The organism is Paracoccus sp. FO-3, from assembly GCF_006386455.1.
GTDB classification, from domain to species: Bacteria; Pseudomonadota; Alphaproteobacteria; order Rhodobacterales; family Rhodobacteraceae; genus Paracoccus; species Paracoccus versutus.
In genome coordinates, this window is sequence record NZ_VCBQ01000117.1 from 1 (window position 1) to 14,652 (window position 14,652).

At 68.1% G+C, this 14,652-nt stretch carries 16 protein-coding genes, 2 tRNA genes and 4 pseudogenes; 8 read left to right on the plus strand and 14 right to left on the minus strand.

Annotation, left to right across the window (positions count from 1 at the left end; genetic code table 11):
• Window positions 1–660 (minus strand): hypothetical protein (locus FE811_RS22505; protein WP_140848854.1); only part of this gene is annotated, 660 nt, incomplete at its 3' end.
• A 138-nt stretch (window positions 661–798) separates the two neighbouring features.
• On the opposite strand from FE811_RS22505, the gene FE811_RS22510 reads away from it, so the two are divergent.
• From FE811_RS22510 to FE811_RS22525, 4 genes are all read left to right on the plus strand, one after another.
• A complete protein-coding gene (locus FE811_RS22510) occupies window positions 799–1,188 on the plus strand; it encodes a hypothetical protein (protein ID WP_244295221.1) in 390 nt (129 codons plus the stop codon).
• The gene (locus tag FE811_RS22515; RefSeq protein WP_036751072.1) at window positions 1,185–1,847 is read left to right on the plus strand and encodes a response regulator transcription factor; all 663 of its coding nucleotides are present in this window, start codon (window positions 1,185–1,187) and stop codon (window positions 1,845–1,847) included. The genes FE811_RS22510 and FE811_RS22515 overlap by 4 nt, the downstream gene beginning before the upstream one ends.
• Window positions 1,844–3,184 (plus strand): HAMP domain-containing sensor histidine kinase, encoded by a 1,341-nt coding sequence (locus FE811_RS22520; protein WP_036751075.1) that lies wholly within the window; start codon window positions 1,844–1,846, stop codon window positions 3,182–3,184. The genes FE811_RS22515 and FE811_RS22520 overlap by 4 nt, the downstream gene beginning before the upstream one ends.
• Window positions 3,185–3,230: 46 nt before the next feature.
• Window positions 3,231–3,320 (plus strand) — tRNA-Ser (locus FE811_RS22525).
• A gap of 560 nt (window positions 3,321–3,880) precedes the next feature.
• Here FE811_RS22525 and FE811_RS22530 read toward each other — a convergent pair.
• The 5 genes and pseudogenes from FE811_RS22530 to FE811_RS22550 form a co-directional block, all read right to left on the minus strand.
• On the minus strand, window positions 3,881–4,354 hold the full coding sequence (locus tag FE811_RS22530) for a sigma-70 family RNA polymerase sigma factor (RefSeq protein ID WP_116222340.1): 474 nt from the start codon (window positions 4,352–4,354) through the stop codon (window positions 3,881–3,883).
• Between the two features lie 100 nt (window positions 4,355–4,454).
• Window positions 4,455–4,673: a hypothetical protein gene (locus tag FE811_RS27640; RefSeq protein WP_166435553.1), complete on the minus strand. Its 219-nt coding sequence runs from the start codon at window positions 4,671–4,673 to the stop codon at window positions 4,455–4,457.
• A 579-nt stretch (window positions 4,674–5,252) separates the two neighbouring features.
• Window positions 5,253–5,465 (minus strand): annotated as a pseudogene (locus FE811_RS22540) (hypothetical protein); the annotation flags it as partial.
• A 9-nt stretch (window positions 5,466–5,474) separates the two neighbouring features.
• Window positions 5,475–5,927 (minus strand): NlpC/P60 family protein, encoded by a 453-nt coding sequence (locus FE811_RS22545; protein ID WP_116222461.1) that lies wholly within the window; start codon window positions 5,925–5,927, stop codon window positions 5,475–5,477.
• A gap of 5 nt (window positions 5,928–5,932) precedes the next feature.
• Window positions 5,933–6,049 (minus strand): annotated as a pseudogene (locus FE811_RS22550) (phage BR0599 family protein); the annotation flags it as partial.
• 10 nt (window positions 6,050–6,059) lie between these two features.
• On the opposite strand from FE811_RS22550, the pseudogene FE811_RS28405 reads away from it, so the two are divergent.
• Window positions 6,060–6,275 (plus strand): annotated as a pseudogene (locus FE811_RS28405) (hypothetical protein); the annotation flags it as partial.
• 104 nt (window positions 6,276–6,379) lie between these two features.
• Here FE811_RS28405 and FE811_RS22560 read toward each other — a convergent pair.
• On the minus strand, window positions 6,380–6,760 hold the full coding sequence (locus FE811_RS22560) for a hypothetical protein (protein WP_116222339.1): 381 nt from the start codon (window positions 6,758–6,760) through the stop codon (window positions 6,380–6,382).
• Window positions 6,761–6,864: 104 nt separating this feature from the next.
• On the opposite strand from FE811_RS22560, the gene FE811_RS22565 reads away from it, so the two are divergent.
• Both FE811_RS22565 and FE811_RS22570 read left to right on the plus strand, forming a co-directional pair.
• On the plus strand, window positions 6,865–8,046 hold the full coding sequence (locus tag FE811_RS22565; RefSeq protein WP_208861614.1) for a DJ-1/PfpI family protein: 1,182 nt from the start codon (window positions 6,865–6,867) through the stop codon (window positions 8,044–8,046).
• A 109-nt stretch (window positions 8,047–8,155) separates the two neighbouring features.
• A complete protein-coding gene (locus FE811_RS22570; RefSeq protein ID WP_116222337.1) occupies window positions 8,156–8,803 on the plus strand; it encodes a dihydrofolate reductase family protein in 648 nt (215 codons plus the stop codon).
• A gap of 42 nt (window positions 8,804–8,845) precedes the next feature.
• Here FE811_RS22570 and FE811_RS22575 read toward each other — a convergent pair whose 3' ends face one another.
• The 3 genes and pseudogenes from FE811_RS22575 to FE811_RS28790 all read right to left on the minus strand — a co-directional run.
• Window positions 8,846–9,727: an FAD-dependent monooxygenase gene (locus FE811_RS22575; RefSeq protein ID WP_181180933.1), complete on the minus strand. Its 882-nt coding sequence runs from the start codon at window positions 9,725–9,727 to the stop codon at window positions 8,846–8,848.
• Window positions 9,714–10,130: an FAD-dependent monooxygenase gene (locus FE811_RS22585; RefSeq protein WP_166435552.1), complete on the minus strand. Its 417-nt coding sequence runs from the start codon at window positions 10,128–10,130 to the stop codon at window positions 9,714–9,716. Before FE811_RS22585 ends, FE811_RS22575 begins: the two co-directional genes overlap by 14 nt.
• A 43-nt stretch (window positions 10,131–10,173) precedes the next feature.
• Window positions 10,174–10,398: pseudogene (locus FE811_RS28790) on the minus strand (FAD-dependent monooxygenase); the annotation flags it as partial.
• A 181-nt stretch (window positions 10,399–10,579) separates the two neighbouring features.
• Here FE811_RS28790 and FE811_RS27975 point away from each other — a divergent pair.
• Window positions 10,580–10,822: a MarR family transcriptional regulator gene (locus FE811_RS27975; RefSeq protein WP_208861613.1), complete on the plus strand. Its 243-nt coding sequence runs from the start codon at window positions 10,580–10,582 to the stop codon at window positions 10,820–10,822.
• Between the two features lie 436 nt (window positions 10,823–11,258).
• Here the strand turns inward: FE811_RS27975 and FE811_RS22600 are convergent.
• The 4 genes from FE811_RS22600 to phaC form a co-directional block, all read right to left on the minus strand.
• Window positions 11,259–11,348 (minus strand) — tRNA-Ser (locus FE811_RS22600).
• Window positions 11,349–11,398: 50 nt separating this feature from the next.
• Window positions 11,399–11,986: a polyhydroxyalkanoate synthesis repressor PhaR gene (phaR, locus tag FE811_RS22605; RefSeq protein ID WP_072461976.1), complete on the minus strand. Its 588-nt coding sequence runs from the start codon at window positions 11,984–11,986 to the stop codon at window positions 11,399–11,401.
• A gap of 202 nt (window positions 11,987–12,188) precedes the next feature.
• Window positions 12,189–12,662, minus strand: a complete 474-nt coding sequence (locus FE811_RS22610) for a phasin (RefSeq protein ID WP_036751216.1) — start codon at window positions 12,660–12,662, stop codon at window positions 12,189–12,191.
• Window positions 12,663–12,775: 113 nt separating this feature from the next.
• On the minus strand, window positions 12,776–14,650 hold the full coding sequence (phaC, locus tag FE811_RS22615) for a class I poly(R)-hydroxyalkanoic acid synthase (protein ID WP_255469818.1): 1,875 nt from the start codon (window positions 14,648–14,650) through the stop codon (window positions 12,776–12,778).
• Window positions 14,651–14,652 lie beyond the last annotated feature (2 nt).

Here is a 14,652-nt window from a genome sequence, read left to right on the forward strand (position 1 = left end):
GCCCGGCCCGCGGTCCCAGCCGCGCTCGCCCCCGCGATCCCCGCGCGGCCCATGGTCCCAGCCCCGCGGGCCGTCGCCGCGGTGATGGCCGCGACGCATGTCCCGGCGGTCGTGGTCGTGTTTGCCCTGCCAGCCCTTGCCACGATCGCCGCCGCGCTCGGCATCGCCGCGGCCAAAGCGCATCAGCGTGCCGTCCTGGGTAAAGGCGGCGCGCACGCCCTGCTTGCCGTCGCCCTGCCCGGCCAGCATCACGCCGCGCTCACCGGAAAACACCGCCTTCAGCCCGCCCAGCTCGCCGAAGACCGCGCTGTCGCGCACGGGCTGCGGCACCAGCTGATCGACCAGCGCCTGCGGCAACACGCCGTCGCCCTTGGCGCGCAGCCCGCGCAGCTGGCCCTTGTCGTCCAGCATGGCGTCGATCTGCGTGCCGTCGGGCAGCTTGCCCTCCAGCCGGGTGGCGCCACGCGGGCCGCGCTTGCTGGTCACGTCGGTCAGCCCGGCATCCTGCAACACCTGCGGCAGCGCGACCGGCGCCTGGGCCTGGGCCTGGGCCTCGGCCGCGGGCGGGGGCGCGGCGGGCGTCTCTTGCGCCAGCACGGGGGCCGAGAACGCCGCCAGCAGGGCCGAAAGCGCGATCGAGGTCGAGAGTTTTCTGCTCATCTCTGGTTCCTTCCTTATCGGGGCATCCTCAGCGGCCCCGGACGAATCGGGTAATAGCCCCTGTCGCGCCAACCAAAGACCAACGACCCGTTTGGCTTTCATTTGGATTTCGCCCATTACATAGGGCCGATGAACCGCATGCGCATCATATCCCTGTCGCTTCCCGTCGCGCTGGCGCTGGGGCTGAACGCGCTGGCCGAGGATCGCGGCCACGACCGCGGCCCGCCCTGGCCCGAGGATTGGGCGCCCGAGTTCGAAAGCCTCCAGCGCCACGATTCCCGCATCCTGCCGCTCAACCGCGCCGCCGAGATCGTGGCGGAACGGTTCCGCGGCCGGCTGATCGCGGCGCGCATCGTGCCGCCCACCCCCGACGAGCGGGCGCAGGGCGTGATCCTGGTGCATGAGCTGCGCCTGCTGACGCCCAGGCGCGACGTGCTACTGATCCGGCTGGACGCGCATAGCGGCGCTTTCCTGGAGGTCGCAGGCGCGGGCCTGACCGATGCCCGCCGAAAGGGGCCGAAGCCATGAAATGCCTGATCGTCGAGGACGACCCGACCCTGTCCGCGCAGCTGGCAGCCGCCCTGCGCGACGGCGGCTTCACCTGCGACATCGCCGCCGACGGCACCCAGGGCGAGTTCCTGGGCTCGACCGAGACCTACGACCTCGCGATCCTGGACCTGGGCCTGCCCGGCATGCCGGGGATCGAGGTGCTGACCCGCTGGCGCGAGGGCGGCGCGACCATGCCGGTGCTGATCCTGACCGCGCGCGGCGACTGGACCGACAAGGTGGCCGGCTTTCGCGCCGGGGCCGACGACTATGCCGTCAAGCCTTTCCGCCTGGAAGAGGTGGTGATCCGCGCCCAGACCCTGGTGCGCCGCGCCGCCGGCCATGCCCAGGCGGTGATCAAGGCCGGGCCATTGCGGCTCGACACCCAGCTGGGCGTCATCACCCGCAACGGGCTGGCGCTGAAGCTGACGGCGTTCGAAACCCGCATCCTCGCCTATCTGATCCATCACCAGAACCGCGTGGTCAGCCGCAGCGAACTGTCCGACCACCTCTATGATTCCGCCGCCGACCGCGACTTCAAGTCCATCGAGGTGGTGATCGGCCGGCTGCGCAAGAAGGTCGGCGAGGGCCTGATCGAGACCCGGCGCGGCGAGGGCTATGTGCTGAGGACCGCCGCTTGATCCTGCCGCGCGATTCGATCCGCGCCCGGCTGATCGGGCTGGCGGCGCTGCTGACCGGGGTGGCGCTGGTCGCAGGCTACCTCGCCATCGCCGCCATCCTCGAGGATTTCATCACCGGCCGCTTCGACGCCGAGACCGGGGCGGTGGCCGACGCCCTGATCGCCGGCGCCGGGATCGACGCCGAGGGCCGGCTGGTTGCCGGCCCCGCCCCGACCGATCCGCGTTTCCAGATGCCGCTGTCTGGCTGGTTCTGGCAATTGACGCAGGACGGCCAGGTGATGGCGAAATCGCCCTCGCTCTTCGACAACGTGCTGAACCCGCCCGAGGCGGATTTCCAGGGCGGCCCCGGCCTTGGCCCGGCGAACGAACCGCTGCGGGTCGCGCGCCATGTCTTCACCCTGCCCGGTTCCGCCTCGGCCCTGGCCGTCACCGTGACCGCGCCGCGGGCCGAGATCGACGCCGCCATGGCGCGGCTGCGCCGGCCGCTGGCCATCTCGCTGGCCGTGCTGGGCCTGGCCCTGGCAGCGGCCAGCCTGCTGCAGGTCGCGGCGGGGCTGCGCAGCCTGGACCGGCTCGGCCGCGACCTGCGCCGCATCCGCGCCGGCCAGGCCGAGGCGCTGCCCCTGCCCGCCGTGGCCGAACTGCGCCCGGTCGCGGCCGAGATCAACGCGCTGCTGGAACAGAACCGCGCCGTGCTGGCCCGCGCGCGCGAGCATGTCGGCAACCTGGCGCATTCGCTGAAGACGCCGCTGGCGGCGCTGGACAATGCGCTGCCCCCAGACCATCCCGGCCACGCGCTGATCGCGCGCATGGACCGCCAGATCGGCTGGCACCTGCGGCGCGCGCGCAGCTCGGCCGCGCCGCGGCTTCTGGGCCAGCGCACGCCGGTCGCGCCGGTGATCCAGGACATCCTGCTGGTGCTGGGCGGCCCGATCCGCGAGACCGGCCTGCGCGTCGAGGTCCGCGCCGAAGCCGATCCCGCCTTTGCCGGCGAGCGGCAGGATCTCGAGGAGATGATCGGCAACCTGGTCGAGAACGCGGTGAAATGGGCTTCCTCGGCGATCCGCATCACCGCGCGGACCCAGGGCGACCAACTGCACATCCTGATCGAGGACGACGGCCCCGGCATGTCGGATCAGGATCATGCCCTGGCGCTGACCCGCGGCGCCCGGCTGGACGAGGCCGGCCCGCCGGGCACCGGCCTGGGCCTTGCCATCGTCGCCGACCTGGCGGCGCTGCATGGCGGCGCGCTGACGCTGGACCGCGCCGCCCTGGGGGGATTGCGCGCCGGATTGCGGCTGCCGGGGGCTGCCGCGCCGGCAGCGCGGCGCGGCTAGATTCCCCTTGCCTCGCATGGCGCGCCGGCCTATCCCGGCCCGGCCTGGAAGCGTGGCCGAGTGGTTTAAGGCTCTGGTCTTGAAAACCAGCGTGGGGGAGACTCCACCGTGGGTTCGAATCCCACCGCTTCCGCCATTTCCTCAATAAAACAGTAGTTTGTCGAAGAATACTGAGAAAACCGAGGCCGCTCCCCCGGCCCGCCGGTCGAGGCCGAAACGGACTCGCCCTATCGCGGCGCGATGCAGGTGGTGCCGGGCGGGACCGCTGGCTGGCACGCATGATAGGAGCGACAAGAAAGCCGGCCATCCCTGTGTAGCGCGTCAAAAAAAACGCCGCTTTTGCGTCAAAAAAACGCCACCAGACACCAGCCGCTCAAAGCGCATTAAACCCATGTTTCTGTCGCGTTACACCCTGCGTCGGCCGGGGGGCTGTTCATCCCCCTTGGTCGAGGGGGACATCCCCAGCGACCCGATCTTCGGGTTCGATGCCTGTCCTATGCCTTCAAGTTCGAGCCGCGGGAGCCGGCCCCTGCACCCTCCGGCCGCGGGGGTGTTGGCGATGGCAAAGATCGCCGCGAGTGCAGGGCGCAAGCGTCCAGAAACGCCGCGCTGGCCCCGGCCAGCGGGACCGGCCTTCCCGCCCCGATCGCCTTCCCGAACCAGCCCGGCAAGCGCGTCGCAGCTCGGCTTCGGCCTTCAGAACGCGGGCTCCAGCACCCTGCGCAGCATCGAACGCGCCCGGTTCACGCGGCTCTTGATGGTGCCGATGTCGCAGTCGAGGATGCGCGAGGCGTCCAGATAGCTCTCGCCAAGCGCGCCGACCAGCACGATCGCCTCGCGGTAATGCACCGGCATCGCGCGCAACGCCGCCTGCAGCTCGCGGGCCTGCAGGTGCCATTCCTGGTCCGGCTTGACCTGCGGCGCCAGCGAGGCGCAATCCGCCGCCCCGGTGCGCTCGCGCGCGGCTTTCCGGCAATTGGTGAAGAAACGGTTGCGCATGATGGTGAACAGCCAGGCCCGCATGTTGGTGCCCGGCCGGTAGCGGTGGACGTTCTCGATGGCGCGCAGCAGGGTCTCCTGGACCAGGTCCTCGGCATCCGGGACCGACCGGCACAAGGCGCGCGAATAGGCCCGGAGCGCTGGGATATGGCCGAGTATGTCGTCCGACATGACGGTCCTTCGCAATCCTCGAGGTGACGGCGAAAAGTCAATGCGGGCCGGGAAGGATGGTTCCGTGCGAAATCGCCGGATCGGCAGGAACCGGCCGGGCCTAGCGCAGGCCCCCGCCCGCGCTGCCATTGCCGCCGCCACCATTGGCGCCGCCCTTGCCGGCGCGGCGATGCCGGGCCTCGTCGAGCGCCGTCTCGAGCCGCCGCGCCAGTTCGCGCAGCCGCGGCGAGATCGGTTCCCTCTCCGTCTGCGCCAGCAGCTCGGACAGGGCCTTGTCGAGTTCGGGATCGACGATGGGGCTGCTTTCACCGTTGGCCATCAGGATCTCCATGTTCCACGCAACTGATCTATTTTAATCGAATGCCGCCGCTTGGCGAGCCTCCCCCCGCTGCATATTCCGACAGTGTTGCAGAACGGGGCGCGAATTCCCGCTCACATTCGGGCGATGCCCGCCGCCGCCTTGCCTTCCGAGGTGCCCTCGCGGCCGGCCGGTTCGGCAGCGGCCGGCCGCCGTTTCCTGCGGGAACATCCCCACGCCGGGGGCGATCACATGGCGCGGGAGGCCGAGACATCCAGAAACGGGTCCAGAAAAGCAGACCAGCCGCAGGACGCGACCGAGGACGCCGAGACGGCAGGCGGGGGCCAAACCAACTCGGGCCGGGACGCGAAGGACGACGGCTTCGCCAGGCTGCGCGAGCCTCACCGGGCCCTGCGCGCGCTGCTGGGCGAATGCGCCGAGGCCGCCGAGCGGTCCGGGCCGAACCAGCGCGGCCGCAAGGCTGCCGCTGAAGCGGATGTCCGCCGGCCCGGCCCCATCCCTGGCCCCCTCTCTGGCCCCAGCCTCGTAGGCGCGGCCAGCCGGTGGCGCGCCAGCATCGGCGGCAGGACCGGTGCATGGGCCCTCCGTCGAGGAGGTGATGCGCAGCGTGTCGAGACGCGCACCTTCGATACGCTGGGTGGGGGCGAGCGAGGAAATGATCCAGCTGTTGACGACCGAACCGATGCTGGAGCCGATGAAGCCGCCGATCGTTGCGGCGCTGACACCGAGGATCGCGCCGCCGATGCTGCCGCCGATGGCGGCACCGGCGACGCCGAGAACGAGGGTGGCCATGGCAGATGCTCAGCGTTGCGGGAACGGGAAGGCGAAGGCGATGCGCCGCCGCCAGACGGAGGCGAGCGGCTCCTCGATCACACCCAGCCGCTCATAGGCGTGGAGGAAGGCGCCGGGCCCGGTCAGGATCCCGACATGCTTGGCGATGGCGCGGGGCCTCATCCGGAAGAGGACCAGCGCGCCGGGTTCGGCCGTCGCAGGTTCCACCTCGATCATCATGCGCCTTGCGCCATCGGCCAGAACCTCGCGCGGTCCGGTCTCGCCCCAGTCGCGGCTGTAGGGCGGGATCGGGAACGGCTCGGGGCCGACGAGTTCGCGCCAGACCCCGCGGGCGAGGCCGAGACAGTCGCAGCCCACGCCGCGCAGGCTGGCCTGGTCGTGGTAAGGTGTGCCGAGCCAGGATCGCGCCGTCGCGATCACCCTGTTCGGCTCGGCCCCGCGCGGAGCGCGCTCTTCCGGCAGGCTCGTCACAGCACGCTCCCGTCGTGCCCACCATCTTTCGTCGCGTAGCGGAGAACGGCATCCTGACCGGGGATATGCGGAAAGCCCCGGAAACTGGCGACATTGGCGAACTTAGCGCCACAGTTCACCGGCTGGGAAGGTGTCGGCGATGCCTACGGCAACCCCGTTCCCGTCACATCGGGAGGCATCAACGCGCTTCTCGATATCTGGCCGGTGTTCGAGGCCTTCCAGACCCGCTGTCTCGCGCCGCACCTGATGCTGGACGTGAGAGCCTGCAAGGACATGGAAACGGCGGCCGTTCAAGGCCGCCCACTCCCCTTGATGAGACAACGCAACAGGAGACGATAGCCGCCACGCGCCAAGTCGTTCGCCATCGCATGCCGTCCGGCGCGATGAGGCCGATGGCCATCACGCCCGTTTCGTGGATCTGGCAAAGAGCAGGCGACGGGCGCTCAGGCCCGAGCGCGTCGCAATGCCTGCGGCGGCTGGCCTCGGCGAGCAGGAAAGCGCCCGAGCAGACGCTGGCGATGCGCCGGACCGTCACGCTCCTCAGCCCAGGCGACAATCTGCTGCGCTGCCGCCATCGAGCGGATGATCTCGCCGCCCGAGACGAGGATTGTATCGAAGGGGCCGTCGCGCAACGGCTCGGCCGCGAAGCTGAGGCCGAAGGAGCTTTCCACGCGCGCCGTCGCGCGGCAGATGCCCGGTGCCATGACCCTGAGCTGGTAGCTGCCCGGCCGGAAGCGCTCCGCCATCTCGAAGGCTGCGGTCGGGCCGGCCGCGTCGAGCAGTTGAAATGCCGGATGGAGCACAATGGCGATATTGCGCATCATGGCAGTTTTTGCCGGCTTTATGTCATTTCAGCCATGACCGGCCCGCGGTAAGATCAGGTCAACCTGGAACCCGGAGGACCAAAGTGAGAAAAGGCATGGTTGCCATGTGGGGACTCATCGGGGCCGTCATCGTCGTGGCGGGTGGCTTCGGCCTGTGGCTCGCGGCGTTGCCGTCCGATATGGCGGCATCCGCGCCGCCGGTGCCTGCCTCCGAGACGGCGGCGATGCTGGACGCGCTCCAGCCCTCCAGGAAGCGGCGGCCGGTCATCGCCGTCATCGGCCTCAACGATGCGACCGAGACGACGGACTACGTGGTGCCGACAGGAATCCTGCGGCGCGCCGACGTGGCCGATGTGCTGATGCTGGCGGCCGGCCCTGGTCCGGTCCATCTCTATCCCGCGCTCAACGCGGTCGAGCCGGATGCGACGATCGCCGAATTCGACGCTGCGCACCCGGACGGGGCGGACTATGTGATCGTGCCGGCAATGAGCCGCGACGACGATCCCGCCGTGCTGGCATGGCTGCGGCAGCAATCGGACAAGGGCGCCATCGTCATCGCTGTCTGCGCCGGGGCCAAGGTCGTCGGCGCGGCCGGCCTGCTCGACGGCAGGCGCGCCACGACACACTGGTACTACCTGAAGGACCTGCTTCGGCGCAGCCCGACGATCGAGTATGTCGCGGACCGGCGCTTCGTGATCGACGGAAACGTCGCGACGACCACCGGCATCACCGCATCCGTGCCCATGATGCTGACCCTGATCGAGGCCGTCGCCGGCCGCAAAAAGGCAGAGACCGTGGCCCAGGATCTCGGCGTCGACCGCTGGGACGCGCGGCATGCGAGCAGCGCATTCAGGTTTAGCCGCTCGTTCGCCACCACTGTTCTGGGCAACCTGGTCGCCTTCTGGAACCGCGACGCGTTCGGGATCGCCCTGGAACCGGGCATCGACGAGGTTGCGTTGGCTCAGGTCGCCGATGCCTGGTCGCGGACCTACCGGTCGAAGGCCGTCACCTTCGCTGCCTCGACGTCCGCCATCGTGACGGCGAACGGCATTCGCATCCTGCCCGGCCAGGTTGCGGAGGCCTGGCCGCAGGAGCACACCGTCTCGATCTTCCCGGACCGGCGACCCGAAGCTGCCCTCGACCTCAATCTTCAGGCGATCGCCGGGCGATATGGCCAGCGCACGGCCAGGGTGGTGGCCATGCAGCTTGAATATCTTGGGCGGAGACGGTGCCATGAAGGATTCGCGGAACTTGCCGGGTCGCGCATCTGCACGTCCCCTGGCTGACGCTCGGCTTCCATCGCGGCGGCGATGCCGTCCGCAGCTGAAAAGGTAAAGGGGCCAGCGGCCGCAGGTCGATCGCGGTCCTGGCCCGACAGACAGAAGGAATATCGACATGTCGCTCGCCCAAGTCCAGAACTTTGCCATCTCGCTGGACGGTTTCGGCACCGGGGGAGGCCTGAGCCGCGATCGCCCGTTCGGCCATGCGGACGAAAGTCTCCACGAATGGATGTTCGAGACCCGATGGTGGCGGGAGAGAACTGGCCGACAGGGTGGAACCGGCGGCATCGACGACGCGCTCGTTCGCCAGCACGACACCGGCATCGGCGCCGAGATCATGGGCGCCGGCAAATACGGCTTCCCCGGATGGCAGGACGATCCCGACTGGAAAGGTTGGTGGGGTTCCAGCCCGCCGTTCCACACGCCGGTCTTCGTCCTGACCCATCACACCCGCCCGCCGATCGAGATGGAGGGCGGCACGACGTTTCACTTCATCGATGCCTCGCCCGCCGAGGCGCTCGCGATGGCGCGCGAGGCCGCAAAGGGCCAGGGCGTGCGGATCGGCGGCGGCGCGACCGTCGTGCGCGACTTCTTCGCCGCCGGCCTGGTCGACCACGCCCATGTCGCGGTGGTGCCGATCCTGCTCGGCCGCGGCGTCCGGCTGTGGGACGGTCTCGAAGCCCTGGAGCAGAGCTATGAGATCGAGGCGGTCTCGTCGCCGAGCAGGGTGACGCATCTGACATTCACGCGCCGAGGTCTGTAAACCACGGTCCCCCGGTGGCCGACAGCCGGGCGAAACCGGGCATCAGTCCGCGCTGCGCAATGAATCCGTCATCAGCTTGAAGCCGCGCGCACCGGCAGCAACGCCGGCCACTATCCGTTCCGGTCCTTCGTTCATTGGCGCGACGACCTCCAGGCAATGGCAAGCCCCGAAACAAGTACTGCCAGCAATACGGCATGGAAGAGGTAGTCCGCCGGCGAGCGTAATGCCCTGTCTTTCGCTGACGGCCGCCCTCGCCCGGCGCCATGCGGCCTCTGCCGCAAGCAGAACAAAGCCGCGGTCGACCAGGTCGAGCATCGAGATCGGCTCTCCGCTGCGCTCGACCACCAGATGCGGCGCACGTGTGCCGGGCCGGCCCGACAGTTCGGCGACCGGCTCGAAGGGGCGATCCGGCGGCGGACCTTCCGGCACGATCGCACCCGTGTCGTAGCGCTGCCCGAACACGATATCGTAGTCGTCCACGATGGCGACGGCAGGCGGCAGCCGCCCCGCAGGACCCTTGAACCACTGCTGCAAGCAGGCAAGCGCCTGCGCCAGCGTCGCGGCGATCACCGGCCGGCGCTCCGCGTCGTAGCTGTCGAGCAGGCCGGCATCCGCCTCGCCCCGGACGACAATGGCGAGCTTCCCGGCCAGGTTGTGCGCGTCGTGGATGCCCGAATTGCCCCCGAATGCCCCGGTCGGCGGCATGAGGTGCGCGGCGTCGCCGACCAGAAAACAGCTACCCGCGGAAGCGCTTGGCGACGCATGCCGCCATCTCCCAGAACCGCGCGTCGACCAACCCCGCCTTGATGCCGGATCGGCCGGCCGCCTTTTCGACGAGTTCCCGGCAACGGTCGCGGTCGAAATCCTCCGGTCGCTCGCCTTTCTCTGGAAAATACTGCAATGCCACCAGTCAGCGCCCGCCAGGACGCGGCGTGACGGTGGCGTTGAGGTCGGTAACGAAGCAGGAGGTGAAGCGCTCGCCGCCGATCTCGGAAGGCAAGTCGGTGTCCAAGATGACGTTCATCCAGTGCTGCAACACGCCCGGACCGCTTCGGCCGATGCCGAACATCTCGCGGAGCCTGCCGCCGGCACCGTCGGCGGTGATCAGATAGTCGGCGACCGCCGTTTCCTCCTTCCCGGTTTCGCGATTTCGGATGACGGCGCGAACACCGGCGGCGTCCTGCTCGAAAGACAAGCGCTCGCTGCTGAAGCGAATGTCCGCACCCAGCCTCTCTGCGCAATGCTGCAGGATCGGTTCCAGAACGTGCTGGTCGCAAGTCGCAGGCTGCGTGAGGCTGTAGGGGCTGGCACCGGGCCATGGCACCATCGTATATCTGGATCGGCAAGGCTTCTTCCCCGCACAATGCCGCCCCCTGCTGGTCACCGGAGCGTTTGGCGCGGATTTCCGCCTCCAGCCCGAGGCCGCGGAATATCTCCATGCTGCGGGGCGAGATGCCGGCGAATTTGTACTGGATCGACGTGTCGGCATGGCGCTTCACCACCATGCAGCCGATACCCTGATGGGCGAGAAGTGCTGCGGCCGTCAGGCCGTTCAGGCCGCTGCCGACGATCAGGACAGGGATATGCGTGCTCATGGGCTTCTCCCGTGCTTGGCATAAACGGGTTCGCCTCCGGCAGAGCCGGGTCACGTGCTGCCGGCATTTCTTTTGACTAACAAAATCATTTGACCATTCAAAGTATGCCAAGACATTGAAGCAAGGCGAAACCGAAGATGACGACACGCCCTCACGACGCGCCGGACCCTGCCACCGAGGCTTGGCGCTGTTTGATTTTCTGATGCGTTCGGCGCCGCGGCTTCTTGAGCCGCAGCAAAGCCATGAACTGACACCGAACGATTCCCGCGCCCTGTTCTCGCTCGACGCGGATGGCAAGCCGATCGGGGTGTTGGCGCGCGAATGGGGCTGCGACCCTTCGACTGCGACATGGTTGGTGGATCGGCTGGAGCGATCCGGCCTGGCCGACCGCGTTGCGTTGCGTTGCCCAGCGATCGGCGGGTGAAGCTCGTGCGAGCAACCGAAAAGGGAAGCGCGACGAAGGACGATTTGCAAGCGGCCTACTATCGTCCCCCGGCCGAGATCGCAAAGCTATCGCCAAGCGATCTCGATGCGCTCATCCGCATTTGTCGGAAGCTGCAAGATAGGTAAGAGGGTACTTCGGCATCAGGTGCGCGTCGAGGCCGCGCGGATCGAAGTCATGCTCGCAAGCTCCACCCATCCGCGCCTCACAGCTGCCGCCGTGCGGGAACTGGGAGCGCAGCCGGCTCCGGCTCGTAAAGCACGACTATCGGCAGGATCACGTCCGGGCTTTTGCGCAACGCGTCGAGGTGGCCGACGATGCAATCTACATCAGGCAGAAAAAGCGCCCTGTTGCGGACGCTGATAGCCACCAAGGGAGCGAAATGGCGGGAATCGGCGTTCCCGGTTTTATACCGAAGTGGCGGACGGTGAGGGATTCGAACCCTCGAGACGGTTCCCCGCCTACACACTTTCCAGGCGTGCGCCTTCGACCACTCGGCCAACCGTCCGTGGCGGTTCGTCTAGCGCGACGGGCGGCGGGGTGCAAGTCGCAGTTCTCTCAAAGCTTCGAAATCCGCTTCTGCAACTCGGCAAGCTGGCGGCGGATCTCGGCCATGTCCTCGGGCGCGGAAGCCTTCTTGCCGCTGCGACGGGTCTCGTCCGTCTCGGTCTCCTCCATCTCGGGGCCGCTGCTGCCCGCGCCCCAGCCCGCCGCCATCGCCTTCAGGAACAGCTGCTGCTGGCGCTGGAGCGCCTCGAAACCCGGCATCGAGGACATCGGGTTGGGGAAGGTCGACAGATTCTCCATCATCTTCGACTGGCCCTCGCGCAGCATCTCGAAACTGGCGGCCAGGAATTGCGGCACCACCGATTGCGCCTGGGTCGTGTAGCTGCGCACCAGGTCGATCAGCACGTCGATGGGCAAGACGTTCTCGCCCCGGCCCTCGTGCTCGGCGATGATCTGCAACAGATATTGCCGGGTCAGGTCGTCGCCGGTCTTGAGATCGACGATGCGCACCTGCCGCCCGGCACGGATGAAGCCCGCAATATCCTCAAGCGTGACGTAATCGCTGGTCTCGGTGTTGTAGAGGCGGCGGCTCGCATAGCGCTTGATCAGAAGCGGGGTCGTGTTCTCGGGCTCAGCCATGGCTCCTCCGGCAGTGCATTTGCAGCATGATGGGAAATGGCCCGGAAAAATGCAAAGAAAATCGCCATGCTGCGCCGGAAGCAGGGGACGAGCCCCGGATCGGGCCCAGATCGGGGGCCCGGCCGGATACGAACCGGGCCCGGCCATGGAAAAAGGGGGCAGCGAACTGCCCCCCTTCGTCTGGAACCGCAAGGGCCTGCGATCAGGCCTTGGTCACGGTGCTGGCCGAGGTCGCGGCGGCAGCGGCTTTCTTGACCGCGGCCTGGGTTTCGCGGCTGGCCTTTTCGGCGGCCTTCTGCGCGTCGGCGGCCAGGTCCTTGCCGGCGGTCAGCATCAGGTCGACGGTGTCCATCTGGACCTTCTTCGCCACTTCGGCAAAGGCGGCCATGTGCTCGGCAGCCATTTCGGCGGCGGCGGTGGCGAAATCGCTCAGCGCCTTGGCGTATTCGGCCGGCTCTTCCTTGGACGAGGTCAGCTCACCCATGCGGGCGATGGTGTCCTTGGCCCACTGGGCCGAGATCTCGGTCGAACGCTCGGCAGCGGCCAGCGCGACGCGGGCCATCTTCTCGCCCAGCGCGGTCTGCGACTTGAAGGCGTCCTGGAACGACGAGGTGTCGACCGGGAATTTCGCCATCACTTCTTGCAGGGTCTTGGTGAAGTCAGGGGTCTTGGCCATTTGCTCTCTCCTAGATCGGCGCGAAGCTTCGGCACCGGTTGAACTGTTCTGACCAACATATACTTTCTGCACCGCAGCATTGCAAGGTTTTCTTGCTGCGGTGCAGAAAAATTTTACGCCCGCTCGTGGACGTAGAGGCCGGGCGCGGGGCCGAAACCCTCGCCCGGATCGCGGGCCTCGACCATGTCCCCCGCCCGCCGGGCCAGCCATTCGCCCCAGCGGCCCCACCAACTGCCCTCGTGGTGCTGCGCCTTGTCCAGCCAGTGCTGCTCGCCCTGCTGGAAGCCGGCATCCGAGGTGTAGTGGCCATATTTCTTCTTGCTGGGCGGGTTGACGATGCCGGCGATATGGCCCGATTCGGACAGGATGAAGGTCTTGTCCCTGGAGCCCATCTGCGCGATGCCGCGCCAGCTGTCCTTCCAGGGCGCGATATGGTCGGTCTCGCAGGCGATGGCGCAAAGCGGCACGGTCACGTCGCCGACATGCAGCCGGTGGCCCATCAGCTCGAACCCTTCCCTGACGAAGCGGTTCTGCTGGCACAGCCCGCGCAGGTATTCCACCGCCATGCGCCCCGGCAGGTTGGTGCCGTCGCCGTTCCAGAAGAGCAGGTCGAAGGCCGGCGGCGTCTCGCCCAGCATGTAGCTGCGAATCGCCGGCCCCCAGACCAGGTCGTTGGCGCGCAGGAAGCTGAAGGTGCGCGTCATCAGCTGCGCCCCCAGGATGCCGGTGCGCGCCGCCTCCTCCTCGATGCCCGAGACGAAATCGTCTTGCAGATAGGCGGTGAACTCGCCCTGGTCGGCGAAGTCGGTCAGCGCGGTGAAGAAGGTGGCGGCGTTCACCCGGTCGTCGCCGCGCTGCTTGAGAAGCGACAGGGTCAGCGCCAGCGTGGTGCCGGCGATGCAATAGCCGACCGCGTTCAGCTTTTTCTGGTCGGTCAGGTCCAGCACCCGGTCCATCACCTCCAGATAGGCACCGACATAATCGTCCATGCCGGTGTCGCCATAGCTGGGATCGGGGTTCTTCCAGGCCACCACGAACAGCGTATGGCCCTGGTCCACGATCCATTTGATCAGGCTGTTCTGCGGCTTGAGGTCGAGGATGTAGAACTTGTTGATCCAGGGCGGAAAGATCACCAGCGGGATCTCATGCACCTGCGCGGTGGTGGGCTTGTACTGGATCAGCTCGTAAAGCTTGGTGCGCGCGACCACCATGCCCTCGGTGGTGCCGATGTTCTCGCCCACACGGAAGGCGTCGCGGTCGGCCAGCGACACGATCAGCTCGCCGCTGTTCTGCTCGACGTCGCGCACCAGGTTCTCGAGGCCCCTGACCAGGCTTTCGCCCTCGGTCTCCACCGCCTTTTCCAGCGCGTCGGGATTGGTCGCCAGGAAGTTCGTCGGCGCCATCATGTCGATCATCTGGCGGGTGAACCATTCGATCCGGCGCCGGTCGGTCATCTCGGGCAGGTCCAGCGCGCTTGCCGCCTCCTGCAGGGCCTGGGCGTTGATCTGGTATTGCCGCTTGATGAAGTTGAAGAAGGGATGCGCCTCCCACAGCGGGTTGGCAAAGCGCCGGTCCCGCGGCCCCTCGCTGGGCGGCGGCGTCAGCGTGCCGCGGGCGAAGGCAGCCTGGGCCTCGGCGAAATGGCGCAGCGTCTCGCCCCAATAGCTGACCTGCTGGCCGATCACCCGCTCGGGCTGCTCGGCCAGAAGCTTGATCCAGGCCGAGGTCGCGGTGGCGAAAAGGTCGGGGCCCGGCATCTCGACGCCGGGATTGGAGGGGCGGCGCTGCGCCAGCGCGCTGATCAGGCGCTGGGTCAGCGATTCGATGCGCTCGATGTTCTGGGCCAGCTGCTCGGGCAGGCGGCTGCCGGCGCCGAAGGCCGCCTCGACGAAGGCGGCGGTGGCCGGGCTCGGATGCGGCTCGGCGGCGGGAACGGGGGGCTGGTCGGCCCCGGCAGGGGCGGCTGCAGGGGCGCGGGGCGCGGCCATCG

What these genes read in the sequence shown, in the direction of transcription:
- FE811_RS22585 (WP_166435552.1), bottom strand. Translation starts at nt 10,130, where the DNA reads ATGGTGCCATGGCCCGGTGCCAGCCCCTACAGCCTCACGCAGCCTGCG.
- FE811_RS27640 (WP_166435553.1), bottom strand. Translation starts at nt 4,673, where the DNA reads ATGGCCAACGGTGAAAGCAGCCCCATCGTCGATCCCGAACTCGACAAG.
- FE811_RS22610 (WP_036751216.1), bottom strand. Translation starts at nt 12,662, where the DNA reads ATGGCCAAGACCCCTGACTTCACCAAGACCCTGCAAGAAGTGATGGCG.
- FE811_RS22515 (WP_036751072.1), top strand. Translation starts at nt 1,185, where the DNA reads ATGAAATGCCTGATCGTCGAGGACGACCCGACCCTGTCCGCGCAGCTG.
- FE811_RS22560 (WP_116222339.1), bottom strand. Translation starts at nt 6,760, where the DNA reads ATGATGCGCAATATCGCCATTGTGCTCCATCCGGCATTTCAACTGCTC.
- FE811_RS22530 (WP_116222340.1), bottom strand. Translation starts at nt 4,354, where the DNA reads ATGTCGGACGACATACTCGGCCATATCCCAGCGCTCCGGGCCTATTCG.
- FE811_RS22565 (WP_208861614.1), top strand. Translation starts at nt 6,865, where the DNA reads ATGTGGGGACTCATCGGGGCCGTCATCGTCGTGGCGGGTGGCTTCGGC.
- phaC (WP_255469818.1), bottom strand. Translation starts at nt 14,650, where the DNA reads ATGGCCGCGCCCCGCGCCCCTGCAGCCGCCCCTGCCGGGGCCGACCAG.
- phaR (WP_072461976.1), bottom strand. Translation starts at nt 11,986, where the DNA reads ATGGCTGAGCCCGAGAACACGACCCCGCTTCTGATCAAGCGCTATGCG.
- FE811_RS22570 (WP_116222337.1), top strand. Translation starts at nt 8,156, where the DNA reads ATGTCGCTCGCCCAAGTCCAGAACTTTGCCATCTCGCTGGACGGTTTC.
- FE811_RS22510 (WP_244295221.1), top strand. Translation starts at nt 799, where the DNA reads ATGCGCATCATATCCCTGTCGCTTCCCGTCGCGCTGGCGCTGGGGCTG.